Below are 15,626 nucleotides of genomic sequence, written 5' to 3'. Positions count from 1 at the left end.
TGACGGCAGTGCCACGGTTATCAGACTTGCGGCGAACTTTGTTCATGGCCCTGTCGCAACGTCAAGAGTGCGCATTTCACTTCTGGCCACTTTCCCCGCACTTTTATATAGGGGAAGCTGACCGGAGCCAAAGTTTCGGTAAGTTGAGCGGAGAACAGACGATGACAGACTGGAGCACTTCAAGCTGGCGCAGCAAACCGCGCGTTCAGATGCCTGATTACCCCGACCAAGCTGCGTTGCAGGCGGTCGAGGAACAGCTTGCGCGATATCCCGTCCTCGTCTTTGCGGGTGAAGCGCGCCGACTGAAGAAACATCTTGGTGCTGCGGGCCGAGGCGAAGCGTTCTTGTTGCAAGGTGGCGATTGCGCCGAAAGCTTTGAACAGTTCAGCTCTGACGCCATCCGCGACACGTTCAAAGTAATGTTGCAGATGGCCATCGTGCTGACCCATGGGGCCAAGGTGCCGGTGATTAAACTGGGCCGTATGGCTGGCCAATTCGCCAAGCCGCGTTCGGCAGCGACTGAAGTGGTCGATGGCGTGGAACTGCCCAGCTACCGGGGCGACATCATCAATGATCTGGCCTTTAACGAGGCTGCGCGCGTCCCCGATCCGCAAAAGATGTTGCGTGCCTATACACAGGCCGCCGCGACGCTGAACCTGCTGCGCGCGTTCTCGACAGGTGGCTACGCTGATGTGCATCAGGTGCATGGTTGGACCTTGGGCTTTACCGATGACGAAAAGGCCGAGAAATACCGTGAGATCGCCAACCGCATCTCCGACACGCTGGATTTCATGGCCGCCGCTGGCGTGACCTCGGAAACCGCGCATACGCTGCAATCGGTGGAGTTCTACACCAGCCACGAAGCCTTGCTACTGGAATACGAAGAGGCGCTCTGCCGCCGTGACAGCCAGACCGGCAAATGGCTGGCGGGTTCGGGCCATATGATCTGGATCGGCGACCGCACGCGGCAGCCTGACGGGGCGCATGTGGAGTTTGCCCGCGGTGTGCAGAACCCGATCGGTTTGAAATGCGGCCCGTCGATGACCAGCGATGACCTCAAGAAGTTGATGGCCAAGCTGAACCCCGACAACGAAGAAGGCCGCCTGACGCTGATCTCGCGCTTTGGCGCGGGGCAGGTGGGCGATCACCTGCCGCGTCTGGTCAAAGCGGTGCAGGAAGAGGGCGCAAATGTCGTCTGGACCTGTGACGCGATGCACGGCAACACGATCAAGTCGTCGAGCGGCTACAAAACCCGGCCCTTCGATTCGGTGCTGCGCGAAGTGCATGAGTTCTTCGCCGTGCATAACGCCGAAGGCACCGTCCCCGGCGGTGTGCATTTTGAGATGACTGGCCAAGATGTGACCGAATGCACCGGCGGCGTCCGCGCGGTAAGCGACGAAGACCTGTCTGACCGCTACCACACCGCCTGCGATCCGCGCCTCAACGCCAGCCAATCGCTGGAGCTGGCGTTCTTGGTCGCCGAGGAACTGTCGAACCGCCGTTCGACTCAGACGACGCGTGCGGCAGGATAAGGCGGCGCTAAAGACAACGGACGCCGCTGGCATTCTGCACAGCGGCGTCTAAGACCCCTAGCCCGAAAGCGAGTGGTCAAACTGAAGACGCGGTCACTCCTCGTTGGATTTCACCACACGCAGATAGGGGGGCAGCCGCCGAGAGGTGGCGCGCCCAAAGGGTTGCTTTTCTTCGGCAAATCCCTGCTTTCCACCGGAAATCGGTTCTCTGGTCAAGGGCGTCACCGGGCGGGTAAGGCTGCCACGACGTTCTTGATGGGTGAGATCAAACCGGCGCGGTGTTTTGCCAATCTGACCCATCGCCACCAAACACCCGAGCGCACGGCTCACATCGCCCAAATCACTTTTCAACGGCATCAGCAACATCCGCGCTTCAAGCGACGGCTTGCCATAAGACCCAGCGGCATTGAGGTGCAGCGTGGTCTGGCTCGGCAGTTGAAAAACCTCTTCCAGCGCCTCACTGGCCAAAGGACGGGCCGCGTTGGTGAAGAACGACGTGATCGGCATGCCGCGCACCTCCATCCCCATCAACTCGCGCAGATGCGTGCCTGCGATGCGCAGCCGCGCCACCCCCGGCGCCACACGTTCAAGGATAAAAGCATAGGGCAAAGCGTCCTCAATCCCGCGGGGATCAATGTCCGAGCGGCAGGGCATCAGCCTGTTGCCGCGCAATGCTTCCCAATAGGCCTCGACCTGCGCCAGCGGGCCATAGCCTTCGTATGTCCGGTGATCTGCCATGCGGATCACATTTTGCGCCTTCTGGCCTGTCTTGTCCATCACACTCACCCTTCCCATTGCGCCGCACACCCCCGGCGGTTGGTTCGCAATCATTACCAAGTCATTAATAGGGCAGGAGAGGCCGGAATTCTCCAGATTTTACCCCAATTGGTTAACGCGCAGCGTCCGTTGGTCAGCCGCCCTTTCTGGCCGAAGGGCTTGCTCCCTTTGCCGGTTTCACCGTAAGGCAAGACATCCGCCAGAATGGGAAACACGCCAATGATCAGGTCTATGACAGGTTTTGCAGCAGGCTCGGGCAGCTATGAGACCTGGAACTGGTCGTGGGAGTTGCGCGCAGTCAATGGCAAGGGGCTGGACCTGCGTCTGCGTGTGCCGGACTGGATCGACGGATTGGAAACCGCGTTGCGCAAGGCGCTGACAGCGGCAGCCGCGCGGGGCAATATCACTTGTAACCTGCGCATCTCGCGCAGTGAAAGCGATGGGGCGCTACAGGTGAACACCGCGCAGGTCGATGCGCTGCTTGCCGCCTTGCACCAGATCGAAGCCCGCGCGATGGATGCTGGCGTGTCGCTCGCCCCGTCGCGGGCGACCGATCTGCTGACCCTGCGCGGCGTGCTGGAGCAGACGGAGGACACGCAGGACACGGATGGTCTGCGCAGCACTTTGCTGGCCGAGTTCACGGAACTTCTGACGAAATTCAACGCCATGCGCGAGGCCGAAGGCGCTGCATTGGCGCAGGTGATGCAAGACCAGCTTATCGAGATCGAAACCCTATCCAATAAGGCAGCCGCCTTGGCGGAGACGCGCAAAGACGACATGGCCGCAGCCCTAAAGCGCAACCTTGCGCGGGTCTTGGACAACAGCGATGGCACGGATGCCGACAGGGTGGCGCAGGAATTGGCGCTGATCGCAGTCAAATCCGATGTTACCGAAGAGATTGACCGGCTTGCGGTGCATGTCACAGCCGCACGCGATTTGCTGGAGCAGGGTGGCCCGGTCGGGCGCAAGCTGGATTTCCTGATGCAGGAATTCAACCGCGAAGCGAACACGCTCTGCTCCAAAGCGCAGAGCAGCGAATTGACGACGGTCGGTCTGGCGCTGAAAGCCGTGATCGACCAGATGCGCGAACAAGTACAGAATGTGGAGTAAGACGTGAGCAAACAAAGCCGGCGCGGCCTTTTGATCATCCTTAGCTCGCCCTCAGGCGCGGGCAAATCGACCATGGCGCGGGCGCTGCGGGAATGGGACCCGACGATTAACTTCTCGGTCTCCGCTACCACTCGTGCGCCGCGTCCGGGCGAGGTCGACGGCAAGGATTACCGCTTTGTTGCCGAAGATGATTTTCGCCACGCCGTGGCCGAAGGTGAAATGCTCGAACACGCGCATGTATTCGGCAATTTCTACGGCTCTCCCAAAGCGCCGGTGCAGGCGGCGATCGATGAAGGGCAGGATATTCTGTTCGACATCGACTGGCAGGGTGCGCAGCAAATTCGCAACTCTGACCTGAACACGCACACGCTCTCGATCTTCCTGCTGCCTCCATCGATCACCGAACTGAAGCGTCGCCTCGAAAGCCGGGGGCAGGACGATGCTGAGACCATCGCCAAGCGTATGGGCAAAAGCTGGGATGAGATCAGCCACTGGGATGGCTATGATTTTGTGCTGATCAACGACGACCTCGACCAGACCGAGGCGCGGTTGAAATCCATTATCACCGCCGCGCGGCTGCGTCTGAGCCAGCAACCCGCGATCAAAGACCATGTCCGCCGCCTGCAATCTGAATTTCAGGAGTTGAAATGACCCTCTACGCCCTATCCGACGCCCGCCCCGATGTTTCGCCCGACGCTTGGGTCGCACCTGATGCCAATCTGATCGGCAAAGTAACCCTCGGCCCGGAGGCGTCCGTCTGGTTTGGCAGCACTCTGCGCGGCGACAACGAGATGATCACCGTCGGGCGCGGCAGCAATGTGCAGGAGAACTGCGTCTTTCACACCGATATGGGCTATCCGCTGACCGTGGGTGAAGATTGCACCATCGGCCACAAGGTCATGCTGCATGGCTGTACTATTGGCGACAACACCCTGATTGGAATGGGGGCCACGGTTCTCAACGGAGCCAAGATCGGCAAGAACTGCCTGATCGGCGCGGGGGCGCTCATTACCGAGAACAAGGTCATCCCCGACGGTTCGCTGGTGATGGGGGTGCCGGGCAAGGTGGTGCGCGAACTGGACGCCGCCGCGATCCAAGCGCTGACCGCCAGTGCCAAACATTATGCCCAGAACGCCACCCGCTTCCGGCGCGATCTCGAACCGCTTTGACATGGGCGACACGCCTGTCACGCTTACGGAATTGGTCGCGGCGCTGCCGCTGCCGAGCCTGACGATCAACGCGAATGAACGGATCACCGCGCTGAACGCCGGAGCCGAAGCCCTGCTAGGGCAGGGTTTGGCGGAGCGGCATTACATCACCGCATTGCGGCAGCCCGGTCTGGTCGCAGCGGTAGAGAAATGCTTTGCCGGGGAGGGGCCGCAGCAGGCGCGCTTTGTAACGGGCGCAGGCGACAGCGGTGCCACCTATGACGTCAGCCTTCGCCCTTTGGGGCGCGACGGTGTGGTTTTGCTCAGCTTCAACGACGTGACTGAAATGGCGCAGGCCGGACAGATGCGCCGGGACTTTGTGGCCAATGTCAGCCACGAGTTGCGCACCCCGCTGACTGCGCTCATGGGGTTCATCGAGACGCTGCAAGGGCCAGCGCGGGACGATACGGCCGCGCGGGAGCGCTTTCTGGAAATTATGGCCAAGGAGGCAGAACGCATGAACCGGCTGGTGGGCGAACTGCTGTCGCTCAGCCGGGTCGAGGCCGAAGAGCGGGTGCGGCCCGATGTGCGGATCGACCTACGTGATGTGTTGAACGCGACCCTGCGCAACCTTGCGCCCGTGGCGGCTGAGAGCGGTGTCACGCTCGCCCCCAACCTTGGCAACAGCGCAGCAACCGTGCTGGGCGATGCGGATCAGTTGATGCAAGTGTTCACCAACCTCATTGAGAATGCGATCAAATACGGTGGCCGTGATAACAGCGTCGAGATCACCGCGCAGATAATCGCCCAAGACACCGCCATGCGCGGCGCGGCGGTGCATGTGAGCGTCAGGGACCATGGCCCGGGGATTGATCCGCTCCACATCCCGCGCTTGACCGAGCGATTCTACCGTGTCGACAGCCACCGGAGCCGCAGTCTGGGTGGCACCGGGCTTGGCTTGGCGATCGTTAAACACATCCTGAATCGGCACCGGGGACGGATGAAGGTCACCAGTGCGCCCGGAGAAGGCGCTGAATTTAAGGTGATTTTGCCAATGGAAGAAAGTTCGACTTAGCTTTTAGACGAATTTTCGGGGTCACCGGTCCCTGTCATGAAACTGTAACAGACCTGTCACATAAGCGCAGCACGGCCTTCGTAGACCGGGGGCAGATCACCATGGGGTGATCGCCAATTCGCATCTGACAGGAGACCTTATGTCCCTCGCACAACTCACAACCTCCGCCTTGGCTCTTGCCGCCGTTTCTGCCAGCGCTGCCGCTGCGCGCGACCAAGTGCAGGTTGCCGGTTCTTCGACCGTGCTGCCCTACGCTTCCATCGTCGCCGAAGCCTTTGGCGAGAACTTTGACTTCCCGACACCGGTCGTGGAATCGGGCGGCTCCTCGGCGGGTCTCAAGCGCTTCTGCGAAGGCGTGGGCGAGAACACCATCGACGTGGCCAATGCCTCGCGCCAGATCAAAGAAGCTGAAGTGGCCGCCTGTGCTGAGAACGGCGTAACCGACATTATCGAAGTGCGTATCGGCTATGACGGCATCGTCTTTGCCTCTGACATTAATGGCAACAGCTTTGAGTTTACGCCAACCGATTGGTACAAGGCGCTTTCCGCCAAGGTAGTTGTTGACGGCGAGGTGACCGACAACCCTTACACAACATGGGACCAAGTGAACCCCGCTTTCCCCGCGCAGCCGATCCAAGCCTTCATCCCCGGCACCAAACACGGCACGCGCGAGGTGTTCGAAGAGAAAGTGATCCTCGCAGGCTGCGAAGCAACAGGCGACTTTGAAGCGTTCCTTGAGACCGCAGAAGGCGACAAGAAAGCCGCGGAGAAAGAGTGCATCAGCCTGCGCAGCGACGGCAAATCCGTCGACATCGACGGCGACTATACCGAGACGCTGGCGCGGATTGAGAGCAATAAGGACGGCATCGGCGTCTTCGGTCTGGCCTTTTACGAGAACAACACCGACAAACTTCAGGTTGCCACCATGGGCGGCGTCGAACCCAGCACCGAGAGCATTGCATCCGGTGACTACCCGGTGTCGCGTCCGTTGTTCTTCTACGTCAAGAAAGCGCATCTCGGCGTGATCCCGGGCCTCAAAGAATACGCAGAATTCTTCGTGGCGGATGAAGTGGCTGGCCCTGACGGTCCGCTGGCGGAATATGGCCTCGTTTCCGATCCCGAATTGGCCGAGACCCAAACCGTTGTGACCGACGAAACCGTGATCGGCGGCGGTTCCTGAACCAAAATTGACGGCACCGGAGGCGGACGACCGCCTCCGGTGCTGCGTTTTGATCCACTGGGGGACATGTGGGAATAATACTGACAACAAGCACCGTGGTGCCACTGGTCGTGTTCATCGCGCTGCTGGCATTGGGCGGGTATATCCTTGCCCGCCGGCGGGCGATGACCTCTACCGGGGGCGACAGCCGCAGGCTGCATTCGCTGCCCAGCTATTACGGCTACAACGCGGTGATGAGCGTTACAGTGCCTGCGCTTTTGGCCTTGGGCATCTGGCTGCTGGTGCAACCGATGTTCGTGCAATCTTCAGTTATGGAGATGATCCCGGCGCAAGCGGTGCCGGAGGGGTCTTCGGTGAACCTTGTCATGAGGGATGTGCGCCGTCTGGCTGAGGGGCTGGATAACGCGGTGCAGGCTGGCGTAATGACCAGCGCCGAAGCCACCGATCTGACCGCAACCGATGGTCTGCGCATGTGGCTGGCGGAGCAGGGTGTGGCCATCGGTGGCGATATAAACCCCGAAATCCTCGCCGCCGCGCAGGCCTACCGCGAGATGAACCTGACTGGGCATGTCGCCCGGAACCTTGTCGTCGTGCTTCTGGCTCTTGCGGGGGTGCTGCTGGCCCTTCGCGAAAGCCACGCTGAGTTCCGTGCCCGCAACCGGGTGGAGCTTGGCATCAAGGCGCTGTTGATCTTGGCGGCATCTCTCGCGATCCTGACCACCCTCGGCATCGTGCTCTCAATGCTGTTCGAGACCATTAACTTTTTTAGGCTGCATCCGTGGACTGACTTTTTCTTTGGATCGTCTTGGGCGCCGAACTTTCGTGGCGACAGTGACCTGTCCATCCTGCCACTGCTTTGGGGCACGCTTTATATCTCGCTCATCGCGCTGCTGGTGGCGGTGCCCATCGGGCTTTTCGCGGCGATCTACCTGAGTGAATACGCCGGACCTAAAGTGCGGGCCACAGCCAAGCCATTGTTGGAAATTCTCGCCGGGATCCCGACCATCGTTTACGGTCTCTTTGCGCTGCTGACGGTGGGGCCGTTCCTTGTGCAGGTCTTTGGCCGGGGGGAGGCTGGGTTTCTGGGCGTTGACTGGATGTCGGGAGCGACCTCAGTTCTGACGGCGGGGCTGGTGATGGGCATCATGCTGATCCCCTTCGTCTCGTCCCTGTCGGATGACATTATCAACGCGGTGCCCCAGTCGCTGCGCGATGGGTCGTTCGGCTTGGGTGCCACCCAGTCCGAGACAATTCGCCAAGTCGTCCTCCCCGCAGCACTTCCCGGTATCGTCGGCGCCGTCCTACTAGCGGCCAGCCGCGCCATTGGCGAGACCATGATCGTGGTGCTGGGGGCAGGGGCCATCGCCCGCGTCTCGGCCAACCCGCTGGAGGCGATGACCACCATCACCACCCGCATCGTCAGCCAGCTAACCGGCGACAGCGACTTCGCCAGCCCTGAGACGCTGGTGGCTTTTGCCCTTGGCCTGACCCTCTTCGTCCTGACCTTGGGCCTGAACGTGCTGGCCCTCTACATCGTGCGCAAATATCGGGAGCAGTACGAATGAGCGATATCCCAAACCCCGCAGCGCCCATCGCAGACCCGCGCGGCGCGTCCCTGCTGATGCCGGACAGCCGCACCAAACGCCGCAACGCCGCCGAGGGACGGTTCAAGATTTATGGCATCTTGGCCATTGGCGTCGGCCTGCTGATGCTGCTGACGCTGCTCTTTACCATTATCTCACGCGGGACAGGCGCGTTTCAGCAGACCTATATCACCCTTTCGGTCCCGCTGCTGGAAGAGAAGCTCGACAAAAAGGGCAACCGAGATTTGGCGGACATCAGAAAGGTGTCGACCTTTGGCTATACGCCACTGATGAGCGCCGCTTTCGAAGCAAAGGTCGCCGAAGCAGGCATCGATACCCCGCTGAAGCCCAAAGCCATGGCGGAGCTTCTGTCAAAGGACGCCGCCGCACAATTGCGCAACCATGTGTTGGCCAACCCCGAGTTGATCGGCAGCGCGGTCGCGTTCGAGTTTCTGACCAACAGCCGCGTTGACGGCTACCTCAAGGGCCGCGTGAGCCGCGAAAGCATTACGAACGACAAAAACATTAACGCCGAACAGCTTGATCTGGTTGATGCGCTGATCGCTGACGGCAGCCTGCGCAAACGCTTTAACCTCGACTTCATCACCGGTGCCGATGCCTCCGACGCGCGGCCCGAAGCGGCGGGCATGGGCGTGGCGATGCTGGGCTCTTTTGCCATGATGCTGGTGGTGCTGGTGCTGGCTCTGCCCATCGGCGTCGCGGCCTCAATCTATCTTGAGGAATTCGCACCGAAAAACTGGATCACCGACATCATCGAGGTCAACATCAGCAACCTCGCAGCGGTGCCGTCGATTGTCTTTGGTATCTTGGGCCTCGCGGTCTTCATCAACTACATGCACCTGCCGAACTCTGCGCCTTTGGTCGGCGGGCTCGTGTTGACCCTGATGACACTGCCGACGATCATCATTTCGACCCGCGCTTCGTTAAAATCCGTGCCGCCATCGATCCGGGATGCGGCGCTTGGGGTTGGGGCGTCCAAGATGCAATCGGTCTTCCATCATGTGCTGCCGCTGGCCGCGCCGGGGATCTTGACCGGTACGATCATCGGTCTGGCCCAAGCGCTTGGGGAAACGGCACCTTTGCTCTTAATCGGCATGGTCGGCTTCATTGCCTCTAACCCGCCTGAGAGCATCGCCGAAGGGTTAATGGCACCGAACTCGGCCATGCCTGCGCAGATCTACGAATGGGCCAAACGCGCCGACCCGGCTTTCTATGAGCGCGCCTGGGGCGGCATCATTATCTTGCTGGTGTTTCTGATCGCAATGAACGCCATCGCAGTGCTGCTCCGCCGCCGGTTTGAGCGGCGCTGGTAAGAAAGGACGGGACAATGAAAGACACCCAAACTCTGGAGCATAACGTGACACGCCACCCCGTCAAAATCGCCGCCCGCGATGTGCAGGTTTACTATGGCGACAGCCAAGCCATCCAGGATGTGAACATCGATATCAACGACAAAACGGTCACAGCTTTCATCGGTCCGTCAGGCTGCGGAAAGTCTACTTTTCTTCGTTGTATCAACAGGATGAACGACACAATTGATGTAGCCCGCGTGACGGGCGACATTCGCATCGATGGCGAGGACATCTATGACAAACGCGTCGATCCGGTGCAACTGCGCGCCAAGGTCGGCATGGTGTTTCAAAAGCCAAATCCGTTTCCCAAATCAATCTATGACAACGTGGCATATGGGCCGCGCATCCATGGGTTGGCCCGCAATAAGTCTGACCTTGATGACATTGTTGAACGAGCGCTCCGGCGCGGTGCGATCTGGGATGAGGTGAAGGACCGGCTGCACGCAGCGGGCACGGGCCTATCCGGCGGACAGCAACAGCGTCTGTGCATCGCCCGCGCCGTGGCGACGGAGCCGGAAGTGCTGCTGATGGACGAGCCTTGCTCCGCCCTTGATCCCATCGCCACGGCGCAGGTCGAAGAACTGATCGACGAGTTGCGGCAAAACTATTCTGTGGTGATCGTCACCCATTCCATGCAACAGGCCGCGCGGGTGAGCCAGAAAACCGCGTTTTTCCACCTTGGCAACCTTGTAGAGTTTGGCGATACCGATGACATCTTTACCAGACCCCAAGACCCCCGCACGGAAAGCTACATCACTGGTCGGATCGGATAAAACCATGTCAGAACAACATATTGCATCAGCCTTTGATCGTGATCTTGAGGCCGTCCAAGCGCAAATCTTAAAGATGGGTGGTCTGGTCGAGGCCGCCATTCTGCGCGGTGCGCAATCGCTTGAAACCCGCGACGCGGAACTGGCGCAAGAGGTCAGGGCAGGGGACAAGGCGATTGACGCGCTCGAAGAACAGATCAACGAAAACGCCGCACGCGTCATTGCCCTGCGTGCGCCGACAGCGATTGATCTGCGGCTGATTTTGAGTGTTATTAAGATTAGCGCCAACCTCGAACGTATTGGCGACTATGCAAAAAACATGGCCAAACGCAGCACCGTCTTGAACCAGATGGAACCTGTCAGCGACAGCACTGGCGCGATCCGGCGCATGGCCGGGACGGTTGAGGCGATGCTGAAAGATGCGCTCGACGCTTATATCCAACGCGACGCCGGTTTGGCTCGCGATGTGATTGCGCGAGATGAGGACGTCGACCAGATGTACAACGCACTGTTCCGCGAGTTCCTGACCTTCATGATGGAAGAGCCGCGCAATATTACCGCTTGTATGCACCTGCATTTCATCGCGAAAAACGTAGAGCGTATGGGCGATCATGTCACCGCGATTGCCGAACAAGTGGTCTATCTTGTGACTGGCGAAATGCCCGAAGAGGATCGGCCGAAAGCGGACCGCACCTCTGTCGCGGCGAAGACCTAAGACCATGGCAGTGATACAACCCCAGGTGCTGTTGGTCGAAGACGAGCCAGCACAACGCGAAGTGCTGGCCTACAATCTTGAGGCCGAGGGTTTCGCCGTGCGGCGCGCAGAGAATGGCGAGGAAGCGATGATGCTGATCGCCGAGGCTGCGCCCGATCTCATTATCCTCGACTGGATGATGCCGTTGATGAGTGGCATTGAAGTCTGTCGTCAGCTTAAGACCCGCCCAGAAACCCGTGCAATCCCGATCATCATGCTCTCAGCGCGGTCCGAAGAGGTCGATACCGTCCGCGGTCTGGATACCGGCGCCGATGATTATGTGATCAAACCATATAACATCCGCGAGCTTATGGCCCGCGTTCGCAGCCAACTGCGCCGTGCAAGACCTGCGGCGGCAGGCGTGGTGTTGAACTGCAAAGACATCGCGCTGGACCCAGAACGCCACCGGGTTAGCCGCGCCGGTGCTGAACTCAAGCTCGGTCCGACAGAATACCGGCTGCTTTTGACCTTGATGGAAAAACCCGGTCGGGTGTTCAGTCGCGAACAGCTTTTGGATCACGTATGGGGCCGCGACATCTACGTCGATACACGTACCGTCGATGTGCATATTGCACGGCTTCGCAAAGCGCTTGCGGTCTCAGGGGGCGACGATCCCATCCGTACGGTGCGCGGAACGGGCTACTCGATAGAATAAAGAGCCCGCCCGCCAACGCGGCGGCAATTATTTACATAATACTGATTATAGGTTGCCGCGATGCAGTTTGGGGCAATCCGGTGATGCGCTCGATTAACTAAGGTCCAGCTCTTCAAGCCGCGACCAAAAGCTGCGTTTTTCCCGCCACAGGCGAACGGTAATGAGACCTGATGCTAGACAGCGCCACATTGGCTCCGCTAACTGTATCTAAACGATTTAAGCGAGCCTTTATGCCCTCCGTCCTCATTTTGAATGGCCCGAACCTTAATCTTTTGGGTACACGGCAACCCGAGGTCTATGGCAAGACAACTCTTGCCGATCTCGAAACCCTTTGTACCACAGAGGCCGCCCGTCTCGGCCTCAGCATGGCTTTTGAGCAATCGAACCACGAAGGCGCATTGATTGACCTGATCCACGCTGCACGCGACGTTCATGACGGCATCATTCTTAACGCTGGCGCCTATACCCACACGTCAATCGCACTGATGGATGCCATCGCCTCTGTCGAACTACCTGTTGTCGAGGTTCACCTAAGTAACATCCACGCCCGCGAGAGCTTTCGCCATACCTCCTACATCGCCCCCGTTGCGGTCGGACAAATCTGCGGTTTTGGTGCTTTTGGATATGTCATGGCCCTACAGGCCCTCGGTAAGCGGCTGACTGGCTAATGAACCTGCGTGATTACTTGCACGTAGTTGCGCGTAGCTCGACAATTGAAGCCCTTTGGGAAGCGCATGTCGCACAGATGCGCAGCTTTGGGTTTGATCGGTTGATCTACGGCTTCACGCGCTATTTGAGTCCGAACTCTATGGGCGATCCAGAAGATTTTGTCGTCTTGAGCAATCACGACCGGGCCTATCTCGACCAGTTCTTTGGCGCGGGGCTGTACCACCGCGCGCCGATGGTTCGCTGGGCATTGGAAAACGAAGGCTCTTGCAGCTGGAGCACGTTGCGCGGCGGCGCGGAGTGCAGCGAAGAAGAAGCTAAGGTGCTGAAATTCAACGAAAGCATGGGCGTCACCGCAGGTTATACTGTCAGTTTCAAGACCGCTTCTGCGCGCGCCAAGGGGGCCATTGCGCTGACCGCGAAACGGGGCATGACGCAGGCTGAAGTCGATCAGCTTTGGGCGATGCATGGGGCGGATATTCAGCTGATGAACGAGATCGCGCATCTGAAAATTCTTTGCCTGCCCTATAGCAATCCGGCCCGCAGCCTCACCCAGCGGCAGCGTGAGGCGCTGGAATGGGTCGGTGATGGTAAGACCACACGCGACGTTGCCATGCTGATGGGATTGACCCCTGCAACGGTGGAAAAACACCTCAAATTGGCTCGCGAAGCATTGGCCGTGGAGACTACGGCGCAGGCGGTGTTGAAGGCAGCCTTCGCAAATCAAATGTTCAAGGTGAAAACCTGAATTTGGGGTATGGAATCCCGGACTGTTAACCAAGCCTATCTCAAAGCATCTTAACAACAGCTTACGGCAGATTCGTCGCTAAGCTACGGCTTGTAAAACCTTGCAATACCAAGGCTCTTTTCAGGCCGCCGGTCTCAGTCAGGCATATTTCCGTCTGACTGGACCGACTACATTTTTACCAAAGTCTAATTGAAAAAGGCGGCCCACATCAGTGAGCCGCCTCTTTATTCTTGCTGTCGCTAAGGGCTTTAGCCCTTAGCAGCCTTGGCCACTTCAGCGGCGAAGTCTTCTTTAACGACTTCGATGCCTTCGCCAACTTCCAAACGCACGAAACCGGTGATGGTCGCGCCGATTTCTTCTGCTGCTTTGCCAACGGTCAGGTCGGGGTTCACAACGAAGGACTGGTTCAGCAATGTCACTTCGGACATGTACTTTTGCATGCGGCCAGTGATCATCTTCTCGATCACGGCTTCAGGCTTGCCGCTCTCGCGGGCGATGTCCATCTGGACCTGCTTTTCTTTCTCGACGACAGCCGGATCCAGATCCGCTTCGGACAGCGACGCGGGGTTCACAGCGGCGATGTGCATCGCGACCTGCTTGCCGAACTCGTCGTTACCACCGTTCATGGCGACCAGAACGCCGATCTTGCCCATGCCGGGTGCGGCAGCATTGTGGACGTAGGAGACAACCGACTCGCCCTTGATGCTTTCCATGCGACGCAGCGACATGTTCTCGCCGATTTTGGCGATGGCATCGGTCAGCGTGGTTTCAACGGATTTGCCGTTGATCTCAGCCGCTTTCAGCGCCTCAACATCGTCAACTTTCAGCGCTGCATCGGCGATGCTGCTAACCATGGACTGGAATTCAGCGTTCTTGCCGACGAAGTCGGTTTCAGAGTTCACTTCAACCGCGACACCGTGACCGCCTTCGACCTTAACAGCCACAAGACCTTCGGCTGCGGTACGACCGGATTTCTTGGCCGCTTTGGCCAGACCTTTGGTGCGCAGCCAGTCAACGGCGGCTTCCATGTCGCCATTGCTTTCTGTCAGCGCCTTTTTGGCGTCCATCATGCCTGCGCCGGTGCTGTCGCGCAGTTCCTTGACCATGGATGCTGTGATTGCCATCTCTTGGTTCTCCTTTGGAAATAAGGGGGCAGGCCCAAGGCCCGCATCTATTGGAAATCGGGGCAGGTCACCCTGCCCCGTGTTTCTGATCCGTACGGCTTAGCTTTTCGCTTCGGCGACGGTCTCTTTCTTGGATTCGATGTCCAGCGGTGCGTCTTTGCTCATGGCATCGTCATGCAGGGTCTCTTCGGACGCATTGCCGATTTCGACGCCGGTCCTTTCGCCTTCGGTCAGCGCTTCTTCCTGCGGTGCTTCTTCCATCGCGCCGAGGTCAACGCCTGCCGCGCCCAGCTGAGCGGACATGCCGTCAAGTGCCGCGCGTGCCGCCAGATCGCAGTAGAGTGCGATGGCGCGGGCCGCGTCGTCGTTGCCGGGGATGATGTAGTCGATGCCATCGGGCGAGCAGTTGGTGTCAACCACGGCCACAACCGGGATGCCCAGTTTGTTCGCTTCGGCAATCGCCAGTGCTTCTTTTTTCACGTCGATGACAAAGAGCAGGTCAGGACGACCGCCCATTTCACGGATACCGCCGAGCGAAGCTTCCAGTTTGGACTGGTCGCGCTCCATGCCAAGACGCTCTTTCTTGGTCAGACCTTCAAAGCCGCGCTCGGACTGCTCATCAATGCTTTTCAGACGGTTGATCGACTGCGAAACGGTCTGCCAGTTGGTCAGCGTGCCGCCGAGCCAACGGTGGTTCATGTAATACTGAGCGCATTTCTCTGCGGCATCGGCGATCGGCTGAGCAGCCTGACGCTTGGTGCCCACGAAGAGAACGCTGCCGCCTTTGGCGACGGTGTCACGGATCACTTTCAGCGCATCGTCCAGCATGGGGACGGTCTGCGTGAGGTCCATGATGTGGATGCCGTTGCGTGCGCCGTAGATATACGGGCCCATGCGGGGGTTCCAGCGCTGTGTCTGGTGACCAAAGTGTACGCCTGCTTCAAGCAATTGGCGCATGGAGAACTCAGGAAGAGCCATGTCTTTATACCTTTCCGGTTTAGCCTCATCGGGGGTATGACAGCGACATGCTACCAACCGGCGGACGTTTTAGGATTTCTCCCCAAAAGGCCCAACCCCGACTGCGGGTTCAAGTGGGGCGCATATATGCCAGCGCGGGCGACAGCGCAAGGG

The 15,626-nt window shown here is 59.2% G+C and carries 16 protein-coding genes; 13 read left to right on the top strand and 3 right to left on the bottom strand.

The window, feature by feature from the left end:
* Positions 1 to 161 precede the first annotated feature (161 nt).
* Positions 162 to 1,532, top strand: a complete 1,371-nt coding sequence (locus tag HTT03_RS02925) for a class II 3-deoxy-7-phosphoheptulonate synthase (RefSeq protein ID WP_174858375.1) — start codon at positions 162 to 164, stop codon at positions 1,530 to 1,532.
* A 93-nt stretch (positions 1,533 to 1,625) separates the two neighbouring features.
* Here the strand turns inward: HTT03_RS02925 and HTT03_RS02920 are convergent, their stop codons facing one another.
* On the bottom strand, positions 1,626 to 2,309 hold the full coding sequence (locus HTT03_RS02920; RefSeq protein ID WP_174858374.1) for a PAS domain-containing protein: 684 nt from the start codon (positions 2,307 to 2,309) through the stop codon (positions 1,626 to 1,628).
* A gap of 231 nt (positions 2,310 to 2,540) precedes the next feature.
* Between HTT03_RS02920 and HTT03_RS02915 the strand changes: the two genes are divergently transcribed.
* From HTT03_RS02915 to HTT03_RS02860, 12 genes are all read left to right on the top strand, one after another.
* A complete protein-coding gene (locus tag HTT03_RS02915) occupies positions 2,541 to 3,419 on the top strand; it encodes a YicC/YloC family endoribonuclease (protein WP_246253334.1) in 879 nt (292 codons plus the stop codon).
* Positions 3,420 to 3,422: 3 nt separating this feature from the next.
* Complete coding sequence (gene gmk, locus HTT03_RS02910) at positions 3,423 to 4,070, top strand: guanylate kinase (protein ID WP_174858372.1); 648 nt, start codon at positions 3,423 to 3,425, stop codon at positions 4,068 to 4,070.
* The gene (locus HTT03_RS02905; RefSeq protein ID WP_174858371.1) at positions 4,067 to 4,588 is read left to right on the top strand and encodes a gamma carbonic anhydrase family protein; all 522 of its coding nucleotides are present in this window, start codon (positions 4,067 to 4,069) and stop codon (positions 4,586 to 4,588) included. The genes gmk and HTT03_RS02905 overlap by 4 nt, the downstream gene beginning before the upstream one ends.
* A 1-nt stretch (position 4,589) precedes the next feature.
* Positions 4,590 to 5,642 (top strand): sensor histidine kinase, encoded by a 1,053-nt coding sequence (locus HTT03_RS02900; RefSeq protein ID WP_174858968.1) that lies wholly within the window; start codon positions 4,590 to 4,592, stop codon positions 5,640 to 5,642.
* A gap of 139 nt (positions 5,643 to 5,781) precedes the next feature.
* A complete protein-coding gene (locus HTT03_RS02895; protein WP_174858370.1) occupies positions 5,782 to 6,822 on the top strand; it encodes a substrate-binding domain-containing protein in 1,041 nt (346 codons plus the stop codon).
* 68 nt (positions 6,823 to 6,890) lie between these two features.
* Positions 6,891 to 8,387: a phosphate ABC transporter permease subunit PstC gene (gene pstC / locus HTT03_RS02890; RefSeq protein ID WP_425506279.1), complete on the top strand. Its 1,497-nt coding sequence runs from the start codon at positions 6,891 to 6,893 to the stop codon at positions 8,385 to 8,387.
* On the top strand, positions 8,384 to 9,739 hold the full coding sequence (pstA, locus tag HTT03_RS02885; RefSeq protein ID WP_174858369.1) for a phosphate ABC transporter permease PstA: 1,356 nt from the start codon (positions 8,384 to 8,386) through the stop codon (positions 9,737 to 9,739). Before pstC ends, pstA begins: the two co-directional genes overlap by 4 nt.
* Before the next feature lie 14 nt (positions 9,740 to 9,753).
* Positions 9,754 to 10,551, top strand: a complete 798-nt coding sequence (gene pstB, locus HTT03_RS02880; RefSeq protein ID WP_174858368.1) for a phosphate ABC transporter ATP-binding protein PstB — start codon at positions 9,754 to 9,756, stop codon at positions 10,549 to 10,551.
* Positions 10,552 to 10,555: 4 nt separating this feature from the next.
* Positions 10,556 to 11,263 carry a phosphate signaling complex protein PhoU gene (gene phoU, locus HTT03_RS02875; protein WP_174858367.1) on the top strand — a complete coding sequence of 236 codons (708 nt, stop codon included), beginning with the start codon at positions 10,556 to 10,558 and terminating at the stop codon, positions 11,261 to 11,263.
* 4 nt (positions 11,264 to 11,267) lie between these two features.
* Positions 11,268 to 11,957: a phosphate regulon transcriptional regulator PhoB gene (gene phoB / locus HTT03_RS02870; RefSeq protein ID WP_174858366.1), complete on the top strand. Its 690-nt coding sequence runs from the start codon at positions 11,268 to 11,270 to the stop codon at positions 11,955 to 11,957.
* 230 nt (positions 11,958 to 12,187) lie between these two features.
* A complete protein-coding gene (gene aroQ, locus HTT03_RS02865) occupies positions 12,188 to 12,625 on the top strand; it encodes a type II 3-dehydroquinate dehydratase (RefSeq protein ID WP_174858365.1) in 438 nt (145 codons plus the stop codon).
* Entirely contained in the window at positions 12,625 to 13,371 is a 747-nt protein-coding gene (locus HTT03_RS02860) for a LuxR family transcriptional regulator (RefSeq protein ID WP_174858364.1), read from the top strand. The genes aroQ and HTT03_RS02860 overlap by 1 nt, the downstream gene beginning before the upstream one ends.
* 248 nt (positions 13,372 to 13,619) lie before the next feature.
* On the opposite strand, the gene tsf is transcribed toward HTT03_RS02860, so the two are convergent.
* Both tsf and rpsB read right to left on the bottom strand, forming a co-directional pair.
* Positions 13,620 to 14,495 (bottom strand): translation elongation factor Ts, encoded by an 876-nt coding sequence (tsf, locus tag HTT03_RS02855; RefSeq protein WP_174858363.1) that lies wholly within the window; start codon positions 14,493 to 14,495, stop codon positions 13,620 to 13,622.
* Between the two features lie 99 nt (positions 14,496 to 14,594).
* Entirely contained in the window at positions 14,595 to 15,473 is an 879-nt protein-coding gene (rpsB, locus tag HTT03_RS02850) for a 30S ribosomal protein S2 (RefSeq protein ID WP_174858362.1), read from the bottom strand.
* Between the last annotated feature and the right edge of the window lie 153 nt (positions 15,474 to 15,626).

This window comes from Sulfitobacter maritimus (genome assembly GCF_013346665.1).
Taxonomy (GTDB): domain Bacteria; phylum Pseudomonadota; class Alphaproteobacteria; order Rhodobacterales; family Rhodobacteraceae; genus Sulfitobacter; species Sulfitobacter maritimus.
The sequence above is the reverse complement of the archived record's forward strand: the minus strand, read 5'-3'. Positions and strand labels throughout refer to the sequence as shown.